Genomic DNA, 12,904 nt, shown 5'->3' with positions numbered 1-12,904 from the left:
CGGGCCTTCCGTCGTCCTCGGGACGGGTCAGTCGCTCTGCGTGCGCGGGAGCGGTCCGCCGATGAAGAGGTCCGTGTTCATGCGCCGACGACGCATGACGACCAGGACGGCCGCGCAGGCGACGAGGGACGCGACGACGGCCCCGCCGCCGATCATCAGCGCGGTGGTCGGAGTGATGCCGGCCGGTCCCGCCGAGGCGGCCGTACTGATGAAGGCGGTGCGTGCGGCGCTGATCGCGGTGCCGCAGACCTGCTGCGCCTCCCACGGCGCGGCCGTGGTGTCGCTGTCGCGGTAGGAGACGGTCACGGCCGCGGTGCGGTGCGACTCGCGGCCGAAGGCGACGACGCAGTAGACGGAGGGATCGGGGTCGGCGACGACCGCGTCGCCCAGTGCCAGCTCGGCCCAGCCGATGGCGTCGGACTGCACGGCGACGTCGCCGGCGGCCAGGTCGGCGCGGGCCCCGGAGGTCTCGAAGGCGCCCACGGCGACCTCCTCGTCGGCGTCGAAGCCCCAGACGGCGCCGCGGGGCGCCTCGGTACTGCCGTCGCCGAGCTCGCGCGGCTCGAGCAGGAGGCCGTTGCCGGAGGACGCCGCGAGCCGGAAGACGACCTTGGCGGCGGAGCCCTGGTCGCCCGTGAGGTCGACCGTGAAGGCGCCCGACTTGGTGATCAGCGCGGTCGGCACGGTGGCGGTGCCGCTCCCCGCCTCGAGGGTCAGCGGGGTCTTGGTGCCGTTCGGGTCGCGGAGGACCGCCGAGACGGCCTCGCCGCTCGCGAAGCCGGTGTACGAGAAGCCGACGCCGTAGAAGCGGGCGAGCTCGACGGTGAGCGCCTCCGGCTGGACGGCGAGCTCGCGGGTGAGGAAGACATCGGCGGTCGCGGTGCCCGCCGCCGGCTTCGCGCCCTCGGTCGAGGTGCCGAGCTCGGTGCGTCCGGGGGCCGACGCCGCCGGAGTGACGGCGCCCGCACCGGAGGAGCCGGCCGTGCCGGACGTGGTGGTGCCGGCGGTGGTCCCGCCGCCGGAGGTGCCGCCGGACGTTCCTCCGCCCGTGGAGGTGCCGCCCGTGGTGCCGCCGCCGGAGCCTGTGCCGCCGGAGGACGATCCGCCGCCGGTGGAGGGCTGGCCGCCGCCGGAGCCGCCCTGCTGGCCGCCGCCGGTCGATCCGCCGCCGGTGGAGGGCTGGCTCGGCTGCTGGGGCGCGGGGTCGACCGGTGCCGGGTCGACCGGTGCCGGATCGACCGGCGCGGGGTCCACGGGCGCGGGATCGACGGGAGCGGGCTGCTCGGGCTCCACCGGCACCTCGGGCACTCCGGGGACGGAGGGCTCCTCGGGGACGCCCGGGACGGGGTCGGAGCCGCCGTCGCCCGGCTGCTCGGGATCCTCCGGCACGCCGGGGACCGTCGTCGCGGCCGGCTGCTCGACCGTGGTCGAGACCGTCGAGGCGGAGGGGGCCGCGACGGCCGCTCCAGGGAGGGCCAGGCCGAGCACGAGCGCCGCGAGAGCGGCGGCGGGCAGGGCGAGTCGGCGGGATGACGGCATGGCGGTTCCTTCCTCCACGGGCGACGATCTGCGTCCGCGCACGGAGGAGCGCACTCCCCCCTCACGAGGGTACGGGCGAGAGACGAGCCATCGCGAGCCGTGTTGTCCCCCGTCAGAGGGACGTCTCGGCCGTGCATCCATCCGAACGGCCCGGTCGACGCTCATCCGCGGGCGAGGAGAGCTCGGCGCAGCCGCGCGGGATCGACCCGCCAGAAGGTGTGGACGCGCCCGTCGATCAGCACCACCGGGATCTCCTCGACGAAACGCTCGTGCAGCTCCGGATCGTCGAGGATCGACACCTCCGAGACGGCGACCGACGCCTCACCGCCCAGATCGGCGACCACCTGCTCGACCACGGTCCGCGCGTCGTCGCAGAGATGACAGCCCGGCTTGCCCACGAGCGTCAGCTCCACGTCCACCATGCGGTCAGTGTACGGCGGCCGCGGCGACGGGCGCCGGGACGGCGAGCGCCGGCGGGACCGCCCCGTGAACGCAGACGAGCGCCCGACCCCGGAAGGGCGGACGCTCGAGTGGGAAGAGGCGCGAGCCTACTTCTTGTTGCGACGCTGGTGGCGAGTCTTGCGAAGCAGCTTGCGGTGCTTCTTCTTCGCCATACGCTTGCGACGCTTCTTGATGACAGAACCCACGAAGACCTCACAACGTTCAGGGGGTCGACCGCCCGACGGGCGGCCGCTTACGAAAAACTGGCTCCCGCGAGCTTACACGACCCGGGGCTCCACCGGTTCCGGCTCCTCGGCGCCCCTCACTTGCGGATGCGCAGCGCCTCCGCGACCTTCGTCGCTCCCTCGCTGACGCCGCGCTGGATGTCCTGCACCACGGTGCTGACCTGGTGGGTGCGCTCGGCGAGGGCCCGGCCCAGCGACTCCGCCCGGGCCGCGGTCGGAGCGTCGAGCAGGGCGCCGGCCGCCTCGTCCTCGGCGAGGAAGGGCAGCAGCCAGTCCTCGACCTCCGCCAGCGGCGCGTACTCGAGCGCGTAGAAGCGGTGCTGTCCGCTCTCGCGCACCGTGACGAGGCCGGTCTCGCGCAGCACCTTGAGGTGCTTGGAGACGGTCGGCTGGCTCAGCTCGAGGCGCGCCACGATCCGCGACACGCTCATGCCCTCGGCCGAGCCGTCCCGCCGCTGCTCGAGCAGCAGGGCGAGGATGTCCCGGCGGGTCCCGTCCGCGATCACCCCGAAGATGTCAGCCATGCGCCCAGGCTAGTCAGCGCCCCGGGGGCCCGGCACCGAGCGGGTAGCATGGCCGCGATCGAGTGGAGGATCCGCCGTGGTGGTTCGGCAGCAGTTCCGCAGCCCCGTGGGCGTCTCGCCCGTCTCCCCCTGGTCGGGGTTCGAGCGGGCCCGCGACCTCATCGACGACTTCGCCGGACGCTCGCCGTCCCGCTTCGCCATCCTCATCTTCTCGGCGCTCGTGCTCGTCTTCACCCTGCTGTTCTCGCTGCCGGTGTCGAGCACCACGGGCACCGTCACTCCGCTGCACGACGCCTTCTTCACCGCGATGTCGGTGATCTGCGTGACCGGCCTCGCGACGGTCGACATGGCGACGCACTGGTCGGCGTTCGGCCACTCGATCGTCTTCGTCGGCGTGAACATCGGCGCTCTGGGGGTGCTGACGCTCGCCTCGATCATGGGCCTGGCGATCTCGCGCCGCCTCGGCCTCCGGGCGAAGCTCATGGTCGCCAGCGACTCGAACCCGCTGCGGATCCACTCCGGCCCCGTCGCCGAGGGCCAGGCCGTGCGCCTGGGCGAGATCGGCGGACTGCTCGCCACCGTCGCGATCAGCGCCGCCGCGATCGAGATCATCGTCGCGCTGCTGCTGTTCCCGCGGATGCTGATCGACGGGATCCCGATCGGCGAGGCCGTCTGGCACTCCTTCTACTACTCCGCGATGGCGTTCACGAACACCGGCTTCGCTCCGAACGCCGCAGGCCTCACCCCGTTCGAGGACGACTACTGGTTCCTCGGCATCCTGATGCTCGGCGTCTTCCTCGGCTCGATCGGCTTCCCCGTCATCTACGCCTTCTCCCGCGGCTGGCGGCGCCCGCGCAAGTGGTCGGTCCACGTGAAGCTGACGCTGGTCACCTCCCTAGTCCTGCTCGTCGCCGGGGCCGTCCTCTACATCGTGCTGGAGTTCGACAATCCGAGGACCTTCGGCAGCCTCGATGCGGGGGACACCGTCTTCCAGTCCTTCTTCCTCTCGACGATGACGCGGTCGGGCGGCTTCTCGACGATCTCGGTCCCCGACCTGAACGGCTCGAGCCTGCTCGTGACGGACATGCTGATGTTCATCGGCGGAGGATCGGCCTCCACGGCCGGCGGGATCAAGGTCACGACCCTCGCGATCCTCTTCCTGGCCGCCTTCGCCGAGGCCCGCGGCAACAACGACATGGAGGCGTTCGGCCGCCGGATCCCGAACGACGTCCTGCGCCTGGCCGTCTCGGTCGTGCTGTGGGGCGCGACGACGGTCGCCGTGTCGAGCGTCCTGATCCTTCACATCACCAAGGCCTCGCTCGACCACGTGCTCTTCGACGTGATCTCGGCCTTCGCGACCTCCGGGCTCTCGACGGGGCTCACCGCGGAGCTGCCGCCGTCCGGGGTCTACATCCTCGCGCTGACGATGTTCATGGGACGCGTTGGTACCGTGACTCTCGCCGCCGCGCTCGCCGCGAGCCAGCGGAGGCAGTTGTTCAGACGACCGGAAGAGAGGCCCATCGTTGGTTGACCGCATCAGGTACGACGCCCCGGTGCTGGTGATCGGCCTCGGGCGCTTCGGAGCCGCCACGGCCGGCCAGCTGGACCGCCTCGACCGCGAGGTGCTCGCCATCGACGCCGACGCCGGTCTCGTGCAGAAGTGGTCGGAGCGGGTCACCCACGCGGTGCAGGCCGACGCCCGCTCGCTCGACGCGCTCGCGCAGATCGGCGCGCAGGACTTCCAGGTCGCCGTCGTCGCGGTCGGCTCCTCGATCGAGGCGTCCGTGCTGATCACCGCGAACCTCGTCGACCTCAAGATCCCGCAGATCTGGGCGAAGGCGATCTCGCGCTCGCACGGCAAGATCCTCGAGCGGATCGGCGCGAACCACGTGATCTACCCCGAGGCGGAGGCGGGCGAGCGCGTCGCGCACCTGGTCTCGGGCCGCATGCTCGACTTCATCGAGTTCGACGACGACTTCGTGCTCGCGAAGATGTACCCGCCCAAGCCGATCCGGGGACTGACGCTCACGGAGTCGGGCGTGCGCCGCAAGCACCGCGTGACCGTCGTCGGCGTCAAGAGCCCGGGCAAGCCCTTCACCTACGCGACCGAGCAGACCGTCGTCTCGAACCACGACCTCATCGTGGTCAGCGGCACACCCAGCGACATCGAGCGGTTCGCGGCCCTCGGCTCCTGACCCGCCCCTCCCCTCCTCCTCCGCGAGATGCCACTTCGGTACGCCCCCTCCGGCGTGTCGCGTACACAAGTGGCATCTCGCGGAGAGGAGGCCGGAGTCAGGACGCGGCGAGCTCGCGGGCGCGCGCCAGGGCGGCGTCGGTCGCCCGCGTGAAGAGCGCGGCGAGGTCGGCCTCCTGGAGGACCGCGACGGCCCGCTCGGTGGTGCCCTTCGGGCTGGTGACCCGGCGGCGCAGCTCCGCGGGCTCCTCGCCGGAGTGGGCGAGCAACTCCGCCGCGCCGCGGAACGTGCCGACCACCATCGTCGACGCCTGCTCCGGAGTGAAGCCCTTCGCGACAGCGGCCGCGATGAGCTCCTCGATCAGCAGGAACACGTAGGCGGGCCCCGAGCCGGAGATCGTCGAGAGCGCGTCGAGCTGCGACTCCGGCACCTCGACCACCTCGCCGACCGTCTCGAACAGGCGGCGCACGAGCGCCAGGTCCTCGTCGCCGGACCGCGTGCCCGCGCTGAGGCCGGTGACGGCGCGGCCCACGACCGCGGGAGTGTTCGGCATCGAGCGGAGCACGGCGACCGACGCGGGCAGGTGCCGCTCGAACGTGGCCGAGGTCACGCCGGCGGCGACGGAGACGACGACCGCGCCCGGGGCGAGCGCGTCGGCGATCTCGTCGAGCAGGTCCGGCACCATGTGCGGCTTGACGGCCACGAGCACGACCGCCGCGCCCTCGACCGCGCGCCGGTTGGCCTCCGGGTCGTCCGCGGTGGCGAAGGCGGTCACCACCGGGTGCCCGTCCCACGCGGCGGCCTTCGCGGAGTCGCGGTTGGTCACCCGCACGCCCCCCTCGACGCGCACGCCGGGAGCCAGCAGGCCCTGGAGGATCGCGCCTCCCATCGAGCCGAGGCCGAGGACGGCGATGGACGGGAGCAGGACGGGCGCATCGGTCACGCCGCTCATCCTACGAAGAGCCCGCGGCAAGGGGGTCCGGGGCCGGTCCGGTGCCTCGTAGGATGGCCCGACCATCCAGCGGCGAGCCCGAGGAGACCACGTGAGCGCATCCGGAGGCGGCACCGCGATCATCGCGGCGCTCGCGGCCAACCTCGGCATCGCCCTGACGAAGTTCGTCGCCTGGTTCTTCTCCGGATCCGCCTCCATGCTCGCCGAGGGCGTGCACTCGCTCGCCGACTCCGGCAATCAGCTGCTCCTGCTGCTCGGCGGCCGCAAGTCGCGGAAGGCCGCCGACGAGGAGCACCCCTTCGGCTACGGGCGCGAGCGCTACGTCTACGCCTTCGTGGTGTCGATCATCCTGTTCTCCGTCGGCGGCGTCTTCTCGCTCTACGAGGGCATCGAGAAGATCGCCGAGCCGCACGAGCTCGAGAACGCCTGGCTGCCGATCCTGGTCCTCGTGATCTCGATCTGCCTCGAGGGCTACTCGCTGCGCACCGGAGTGAAGGAGTCGAACCGGGTCCGCGGCTCGCAGTCGTGGTTCCAGTTCATCCGCCGGGCGAAGGCGCCGGAGCTGCCCGTGGTGCTCCTCGAGGACGTCGCCGCGCTCACAGGCCTGACGTTCGCGCTGCTCGGAGTCGGGCTGACCGTGATCACCGGCGACTCGGTCTACGACGCGATCGGCACGATCATGATCGGCACCCTGCTGATCGTGGTGGCGGTCGTCCTGGGCGTCGAGACGAAGAGCCTGCTGGTCGGCGAGGGGGCGACTCCCGCCGACGCCGCCTCGATCCGCGCCGCTCTCGAGGCCGGTCGCGACGTCGAGCGCGTCATCCACATGCGCACCCTCTACCTCGGACCGGACGAGATCCTCGTGGCCGCGAAGCTCGCCTTCCCGGCCGCCGAGACCCTCGAGCACGTGGCCGCCGGGATCGACGCAGCCGAGCAGCGGATCCGCGAGGCCGTTCCCGCCGCCACCACGATCTACCTCGAGCCCGACGTCGACCGCGGACGCGCGGGATCGGCGGCGTCCCGTCCGGTCGTGACGGAGGCGGGAGGGGCAGCCGCGGGGAGCGCTCCGCCCGCCGCCGCTGCGCCCGCCGCCTCCCCGCCGGCCGCGCCGCACGGGAGCGCCTGAGATGCGCCGGGCCCTGGCGATCGTCAACGAGCGCGGTGCCGGGCTCGGCGCGCTCGAGCCGGTGCTGACCGAGCGCGGATTCGCCGTCGACGCCGTCGCGGGGACGGACCTCGACGCGATCGACATCCTCGCTCCCGACCTCGTCGTCACGCTCGGCTCCAGCGCCGGCGTCTACGAGACCTCGCGGCACCCCTTCATCAGCCCCGAGATCGCGCTCCTGCAGGACCGGATGCACCACCGTCGTCCCACGCTCGGCGTCTGCTTCGGAGCGCAGCTGATCGCGGCCGCCCTGGGCGAGTCCGTCCGTCCCGGATCGGCCCGCGAGGTCGGCTTCCGCCCGGTCGTGCTCACGGAGGAGGGCGCCCGCTCCCCGCTCCGGCACCTCGCCGGCGTCGACGTCATGCAGTGGCACGGCGACACCTTCGCGCTGCCGAGCGGAGCGGCGCTGCTGGCGTCGTCGCCGGTCGGCGAGGTGCAGGCGTTCGCGGTGGAGGACTGGCTCCTCGGCGTGCAGTTCCACCCCGAGCTGACCGGAACGATGGCCGCGCACTGGCTCGAGGGCGACGGGGAGTGGGCAGGAGCGGCGGGCTACGACGCCGCCGTGCTCGACGCCGACGTCGCGGCGGAGCGCTTCGAGCGGATGCACGCGGCGACGCGGCTCGCGCTGACGGAGTGGCTGGGCGCTCCGAGCTGAGGGGTCGACGGCGGTCGGCGTCAGCGGCGGTCGAGGAAGAAGTCGAGCAGGAGCCGCGAGCTCTCGGCGGCGCGGACCCCGGGGTACACCTCGACCACGTGGTTGTGCCGGCGGTCGCGGAGGAGGTCGTGCACCGATCCTGAGGCGCCCGCCTTCTCGTCCCACGCGCCGAAGACGACGCGGTCGATCCGCGCCGCCAGGATCGCCCCGGCGCAGAGCACGCACGGCTCGAGCGTGACCACCAGCGTGCAGCCCTCGAGATGCCAGTCGCCGCGGGCCTCGGCCGCCGCGCGGATCGCGACCACCTCGGCGTGCGCCGTCGGATCCCGCCGCAGCTCGCGCTCGTTGCGCCCGAGCCCGACCACCTCGCCCTCGGAGTCGACGACCACCGCACCCACAGGGACGTCGCCCCAGCCCGCGGCCCGACGCGCCTCGTCGAGCGCCAGGCCCATCCACTCCTCGGAGCGGCGGGGGACACGGAGATCGCTGTCGCGCATCGCTCCCCCTCCTGCGGCGGCCCGCTGCGGCCGGTGGGGCGCCGCTGCGGCCAGTAGATTGAGCTTATGCGCGTCCACGTAGCCGACCACCCGCTGATCACCCACAAGCTCACCGTGCTGCGTGACAAGCGCACCCCCTCCCCCACCTTCCGGCAGCTCGCCGAGGAGCTGATGACGCTCCTCGCCTACGAGGCCACCCGCGGCGTCCGCACCCGCACCGTCACCATCGAGACCCCCGTGACGCAGACCACCGGCCTCGCGCTCAGCGACCCGCAGCCGCTGGTCGTCCCGATCCTCCGGGCCGGTCTCGGGATGCTCGAGGGCATGGTCAAGCTCATCCCGACCGCCGAGGTCGGCTTCCTGGGCATGGCGCGCAACGAGGAGACGCTCGAGCCGACCACGTACGCGGAGCGCCTCCCCGACGACTTGTCGAACCGGCAGTGCTTCGTCCTCGACCCGATGCTCGCGACCGGCGGCTCGCTCGTCGCGGCCATCCAGTTCCTCTTCGACCGGGGAGCGGTCGACGTCACCGCCGTCTGCCTGCTCGCCGCCCCCGAGGGCTTGGCCGCCGTCGAGAAGGCCTTCGGCGACCGCGACGTGACCATCGTCCTCGGCTCCCTCGACGAGAAGCTCAACGAGCTCGGCTACATCGTCCCCGGCCTCGGCGACGCGGGCGACCGCCTCTACGGCCTCGCGGGCTGAGCCCGCCGGCCCCCGGACGGGCGGGCCTCGCGTCGGGCCCCGGAACGGAGCGCTCCGCTGAGCCGTGTCGGTCGGCCGGCTCGGCCGAGCGTCGGGATCCGCCGCCGCGCCCGGCCGGCGCCGCTCCCCCTGGTGATCGAGCGGCCCGCGCAACGGGCGTCTCGAGACCCCCCGTCCCGGCTCGCACCTCCTCCCGGGCTCCGGAACCACCCCCGACGCGCCGTCCATCCCCACGGAAGTGTTGACGCACCGCACCGGCCTCCGCTTTACTGACGGACATGACTGACACCCTGCACGCCCTGACCTCCCTCGAGGCCTTCGGGAATGCCGGCATGATGATGGCCGGTGGCCCCGTCATGTGCTGTCGAATGTGTGCATGAGGAACTGACCTCGCCGGATCCCCGCACCGCCTCCGCCCGCTGATCACGATCGGCTGAGCGTCCGAGGCGCGGACGATCCCCTGGATGCCCCGCATCCGTCTCTGCCGCCACCGCGTACCGCGGGCCGGCTCGATCGCACACCCGGATCCGCTCCCTCGGACACTCGTCCCGGATCCGACCAGCCAAGGACTCGTCATGACCCTCCTCCACACCCGCACCGTCCCGGCCGCCGCCACCGCGACCGAGGAGCCCCGCCTCCAGCCCGTCGCCGACGTCGCGCCCGCAGCGCCCCGCCTCCGCGCCGTCCCCCAGGGCACCGAGGCCCGCGGCTTCGCCCTCTACGTCGGCATCGACGAGGCGAAGGCCCGCGCCGCCGGAGTCGACCTCGGCCGCCTGGTCGAGGAGCTCAAGCGCGTCACGGCGCAGCTCGCCCCCGACGCCGAGACGTACGCCTCCGTCGCCCTCGCCCCGCAGGGCGCCGGCGGCCGCGATGTGGACGTGGTCCGCCTCGCGCTGCAGGACCCGGCCGCCGTCGCCAAGCGCCGCTCCGACGCCGAGCCCGACCTCGACCGCGCACCCGGCGGCGTCGTCATCGACATCTCCCGCAAGCGCGTCATCCTCGACGACGAGACCGCCGCCCTCACCTACAAGGAGTTCGAGCTCCTCCAGTACCTCGTGCTCCGCGAGGGCCGCACCATCGAGCGCGCCGAGCTCATCGCCTCGCTCTGGGGCGCCGCGGACGACGACGCGCCGAACGAGCGCACCATCGACGTCCACGTCCGCCGCCTCCGCGCCAAGCTCGGCCGCTACGAGGAGATCGTGCGCACCGTCCGCGGAGTCGGCTACCGCTTCGACCGCCACGCCGACGTCGCCATCCGCTACGCGTCGACGCCCTCGCCGGATCTGTTCTGATCTGTGAGGAGAGCGCTTGCGCTCTCCACACCGCGGTCGGCTTCCACCTGCGGGAGCGTTCCGCAGAGCGGGTCGCGTCCGGCTAGCAGGAAACGCTGGCACGCGTTTGCCGCGTTCGCCTCGAGGGCGGGAAGTCCTCTCAGCCCTCGGGGATGTGCGTGACCGCCCTTCGAACGGGGAGGGCTGCTCGACGGCCCGCTGCATGGTCGGAGCCGTGCCGGGACGGGTCACGCCTCGCAGGGCTGGATGACGGGGCCGGGGTGCGTCGGCGGGGGACGAGGGCAGGAGGTGCTCCTCGTGTTCGCGGACGGTCCGGGATGGGCTGCAGTCCGGGATGGAGGTCGGAGGGGAGCAGACGGGGCGTCCTGGGCCGGGAGAGAGCCATCGGAGCGCTGGCGGGCGCGGCAGCGGACGGGACGGGGAGAGCTCAGGGAGGATTCAGGAAAGAGAGGGTTGCGCCGTTACCAGGTCGTTATATAGTTCAAGTGCGTCGACCGTTTGCTGTGGCGGGAAGCGCGAGAAGTGATTGCAGGACACTCTTGGTGCAAGGGAACGAAGGCCGGCCGCTCGCCTCAGCGGCCGGCCTTCTGTCGTTCCCCCGCCCCTGCTCCTCCGACTCCCCTCCTCCCAGCACCCCGGCGTAGGCTGTGCGGCGTCTGGATGTCAGGGAGCCGCTTCCTGAGCGCCGAGAAGGAGGACCAGTGGGGTCGAGAGAGGCCGTCGCCGCCTGGGAGTCGCTCTTCCGCGCCCAGGTCCAGGTGATGCGAGCCCTGAGCACCGAGTTCCCCTCGCGGGAGATCTCGATGAACGAGTACGACGTGCTCTTCAATCTCACCCGGCAGCCCGGCCGGCGCGCACGGCTGCGCGACCTGAACCGGCACGTCCTCCTGACGCAGCCCAGCGTCAGCAGACTGATCGACCGGCTCGCCGCCCGCGGCTGCGTCGAGAAGAGCGAGGACCCGGCGGACGCCCGCGGCACGATCATCGCGATCACCGACGAGGGCTACGCGCTCTTCCGCCGCGTCGCGCTCACCCACATGACGACCATCTCGGAGCAGGTCGGCGGCGTCCTCGACGAGGACGAGCTGAAGCAGCTGACCGCACTCTGCGACAAGCTCCGCGACGGCATCGCCTCCTCCTGATCCGCCCCCGCTAGCACGGGCCGCAGCGACCGGCCAGGTCTTCGCCGGGGCGCGGGACTCCCGGATCATGGGGGTCACCATGAGTGACACCTCCCCCACCCTCGTCTGGCTCCGCGACGACCTGCGCCTGGCCGACAACCCCGCCCTGCGCGCCGCGATCGACCGTGGCGGTCCCGTCGCGGTCTGCTACGTGCTCGACGAGGAGTCGGCGGGCATCCGTCCGCTCGGGGGCGCCTCCCGCTGGTGGCTGCACGGCAGCCTCGCGGCCCTCGCCGCCGACCTGCGCGACCACGGCGCCCCGCTGATCCTGCGCCGCGGACCGGCCGAGGCCGTCGTCCTCCAGCTCGCCGAGGAGATCGGCGCCGGGGCCGTGCACTGGAACCGCCGCTACGGGAGGGCCGAGCGCACCGTCGACGCGGCGGTGAAGGAGTCGCTCCGCGACCGCGGCCTCGAGGCCGAGAGCCACCAGGGCTCGCTGATGTTCGAGCCGTGGACCGTGCAGACCGGCGCCGGCGGCCCCTACTCCGTCTACACGCCCTTCGCCCGCGCCTGCCGTGCGAAGCCGACGCCGCGCGCGCCACTCCCCCGCCCCCGCTCGCTCGACGGCGTCACGGGAGACATCGCCTCCGACTCCCTCGACGACTGGGAGCTGCTGCCCACGCGTCCCGACTGGGCGGGAGGGCTGCGCGAGCGCTGGGTCCCCGGAGAGAAGGCGGCGGCCGACCGGCTGCGCGCGTTCCTCGCGGAGCAGCTCGACGACTACGCCGACGGCCGCGACCGGCCCGCGGAGGACGCGACCTCGAACCTCTCGCCGCACCTGCGGTGGGGCGAGATCAGCCCCTTCCAGGTGTGGCACGCCCTGGAGGAGGCGCACGCGAAGGGCCTGCACCGCGGCGACGGCAGCGACCGGTTCCTCTCCGAGGTGCTCTGGCGCGAGTTCTGCTACCACCTGCTGTTCCACTGGCCGGATCTGGCGACCGCGAACTTCGACACCCGCTTCGACTCCTTCCCGTGGGGGCGCCCCGGCCAGCAGGCGATCGACGCGTGGCACCAGGGCCGCACCGGATACCCGCTGGTGGACGCCGGCATGCGTGAGCTCTGGAGCACCGGCTACATGCACAACCGGGTCCGGATGGTGACCGCGTCGTTCCTGATCAAGAACCTGCTGGTCGACTGGCGGGTGGGCGAGGAGTGGTTCTGGGACACCCTGGTCGACGCGGACCCGGCGAGCAACGCCGCGAACTGGCAGTGGGTCGCGGGCTCCGGAGCCGATGCCTCACCGTTCTTCCGGGTGTTCAACCCGGTCACGCAGTCGAAGAAGTTCGACCCGGCCGGCGAGTACATCCGCCACAACGTGCCCGAGCTGGGCGGCGTCGAGGGCGCGGCCGTGCACGAGCCGTGGACGCTCGAGGACACGCTGACCGGAGGCGCGGACGGCTATCCGGCGCCTCTCGTCGACCTCAAGGAGACGCGGGCGCACGCGCTGGACGCCTTCGCGCAGATCAAGAGCGCCCCGCGCGACATCACGCCCCGGGGCGACGACTGAGCGTCGCCG

Annotated in this window: 14 protein-coding genes; 8 read left to right on the top strand and 6 right to left on the bottom strand. The window is 72.7% G+C overall.

What is annotated here, in order from left to right; genetic code table 11:
* Positions 1–27: 27 nt before the first annotated feature.
* From C5D08_RS08345 to C5D08_RS08330, 4 genes are all read right to left on the bottom strand, one after another.
* Positions 28–1,539, bottom strand: a complete 1,512-nt coding sequence (locus C5D08_RS08345; RefSeq protein WP_104276641.1) for a hypothetical protein — start codon at positions 1,537–1,539, stop codon at positions 28–30.
* Between the two features lie 161 nt (positions 1,540–1,700).
* Complete coding sequence (locus C5D08_RS08340) at positions 1,701–1,961, bottom strand: glutaredoxin family protein (RefSeq protein ID WP_104276640.1); 261 nt, start codon at positions 1,959–1,961, stop codon at positions 1,701–1,703.
* 126 nt (positions 1,962–2,087) lie between these two features.
* Positions 2,088–2,186, bottom strand: a complete 99-nt coding sequence (locus C5D08_RS08335) for a 30S ribosomal protein bS22 (protein WP_003792170.1) — start codon at positions 2,184–2,186, stop codon at positions 2,088–2,090.
* 116 nt (positions 2,187–2,302) lie between these two features.
* Positions 2,303–2,749, bottom strand: coding sequence for a helix-turn-helix transcriptional regulator (locus C5D08_RS08330; protein WP_104224854.1), 447 nt, complete (start codon positions 2,747–2,749; stop codon positions 2,303–2,305).
* A 160-nt stretch (positions 2,750–2,909) separates the two neighbouring features.
* On the opposite strand from C5D08_RS08330, the gene C5D08_RS08325 reads away from it, so the two are divergent.
* Positions 2,910–4,280, top strand: a complete 1,371-nt coding sequence (locus C5D08_RS08325; RefSeq protein WP_258065073.1) for a TrkH family potassium uptake protein — start codon at positions 2,910–2,912, stop codon at positions 4,278–4,280.
* On the top strand, positions 4,273–4,944 hold the full coding sequence (locus C5D08_RS08320; RefSeq protein WP_068255410.1) for a TrkA family potassium uptake protein: 672 nt from the start codon (positions 4,273–4,275) through the stop codon (positions 4,942–4,944). The genes C5D08_RS08325 and C5D08_RS08320 overlap by 8 nt, the downstream gene beginning before the upstream one ends.
* A 97-nt stretch (positions 4,945–5,041) precedes the next feature.
* Here C5D08_RS08320 and proC read toward each other — a convergent pair whose 3' ends face one another.
* The gene (proC, locus tag C5D08_RS08315) at positions 5,042–5,896 is read right to left on the bottom strand and encodes a pyrroline-5-carboxylate reductase (RefSeq protein WP_104276639.1); all 855 of its coding nucleotides are present in this window, start codon (positions 5,894–5,896) and stop codon (positions 5,042–5,044) included.
* 91 nt (positions 5,897–5,987) lie between these two features.
* On the opposite strand from proC, the gene C5D08_RS08310 reads away from it, so the two are divergent.
* Positions 5,988–7,022: a cation diffusion facilitator family transporter gene (locus tag C5D08_RS08310; protein WP_104276638.1), complete on the top strand. Its 1,035-nt coding sequence runs from the start codon at positions 5,988–5,990 to the stop codon at positions 7,020–7,022.
* Position 7,023: 1 nt separating this feature from the next.
* A complete protein-coding gene (locus C5D08_RS08305; RefSeq protein WP_104276637.1) occupies positions 7,024–7,716 on the top strand; it encodes a gamma-glutamyl-gamma-aminobutyrate hydrolase family protein in 693 nt (230 codons plus the stop codon).
* Between the two features lie 20 nt (positions 7,717–7,736).
* On the opposite strand, the gene C5D08_RS08300 is transcribed toward C5D08_RS08305, so the two are convergent.
* Complete coding sequence (locus tag C5D08_RS08300; protein ID WP_258067361.1) at positions 7,737–8,213, bottom strand: nucleoside deaminase; 477 nt, start codon at positions 8,211–8,213, stop codon at positions 7,737–7,739.
* A 66-nt stretch (positions 8,214–8,279) separates the two neighbouring features.
* On the opposite strand from C5D08_RS08300, the gene upp reads away from it, so the two are divergent.
* The 4 genes from upp to C5D08_RS08280 all read left to right on the top strand — a co-directional run bounded on the left by upp (position 8,280) and on the right by C5D08_RS08280 (position 12,895).
* Entirely contained in the window at positions 8,280–8,915 is a 636-nt protein-coding gene (upp, locus tag C5D08_RS08295) for a uracil phosphoribosyltransferase (RefSeq protein WP_104224850.1), read from the top strand.
* 575 nt (positions 8,916–9,490) lie between these two features.
* The gene (locus C5D08_RS08290) at positions 9,491–10,207 is read left to right on the top strand and encodes a winged helix-turn-helix domain-containing protein (RefSeq protein ID WP_104276636.1); all 717 of its coding nucleotides are present in this window, start codon (positions 9,491–9,493) and stop codon (positions 10,205–10,207) included.
* Positions 10,208–10,968: 761 nt separating this feature from the next.
* Positions 10,969–11,349 carry a MarR family winged helix-turn-helix transcriptional regulator gene (locus C5D08_RS08285; protein WP_104276666.1) on the top strand — a complete coding sequence of 127 codons (381 nt, stop codon included), beginning with the start codon at positions 10,969–10,971 and terminating at the stop codon, positions 11,347–11,349.
* A gap of 79 nt (positions 11,350–11,428) precedes the next feature.
* Positions 11,429–12,895, top strand: coding sequence for a deoxyribodipyrimidine photo-lyase (locus C5D08_RS08280; protein ID WP_104276665.1), 1,467 nt, complete (start codon positions 11,429–11,431; stop codon positions 12,893–12,895).
* Positions 12,896–12,904 lie beyond the last annotated feature (9 nt).

Source organism: Rathayibacter sp. AY1B6 (genome assembly GCF_002932755.1).
Lineage (GTDB): Bacteria > Actinomycetota > Actinomycetes > Actinomycetales > Microbacteriaceae > Rathayibacter.
Note: the sequence above shows the minus strand (reverse complement) of the source record. Positions and strands in the feature narration are given on the sequence as shown.

Excerpts from the sequence above, each read along its gene's own strand:
- C5D08_RS08305 (WP_104276637.1), top strand. The coding sequence starts at position 7,024 with ATGCGCCGGGCCCTGGCGATCGTCAACGAGCGCGGTGCCGGGCTCGGC.
- upp (WP_104224850.1), top strand. The coding sequence starts at position 8,280 with ATGCGCGTCCACGTAGCCGACCACCCGCTGATCACCCACAAGCTCACC.
- C5D08_RS08330 (WP_104224854.1), bottom strand. The coding sequence starts at position 2,749 with ATGGCTGACATCTTCGGGGTGATCGCGGACGGGACCCGCCGGGACATC.
- C5D08_RS08345 (WP_104276641.1), bottom strand. The coding sequence starts at position 1,539 with ATGCCGTCATCCCGCCGACTCGCCCTGCCCGCCGCCGCTCTCGCGGCG.
- C5D08_RS08300 (WP_258067361.1), bottom strand. The coding sequence starts at position 8,213 with ATGCGCGACAGCGATCTCCGTGTCCCCCGCCGCTCCGAGGAGTGGATG.
- C5D08_RS08290 (WP_104276636.1), top strand. The coding sequence starts at position 9,491 with ATGACCCTCCTCCACACCCGCACCGTCCCGGCCGCCGCCACCGCGACC.
- proC (WP_104276639.1), bottom strand. The coding sequence starts at position 5,896 with ATGAGCGGCGTGACCGATGCGCCCGTCCTGCTCCCGTCCATCGCCGTC.
- C5D08_RS08340 (WP_104276640.1), bottom strand. The coding sequence starts at position 1,961 with ATGGTGGACGTGGAGCTGACGCTCGTGGGCAAGCCGGGCTGTCATCTC.
- C5D08_RS08280 (WP_104276665.1), top strand. The coding sequence starts at position 11,429 with ATGAGTGACACCTCCCCCACCCTCGTCTGGCTCCGCGACGACCTGCGC.
- C5D08_RS08285 (WP_104276666.1), top strand. The coding sequence starts at position 10,969 with ATGCGAGCCCTGAGCACCGAGTTCCCCTCGCGGGAGATCTCGATGAAC.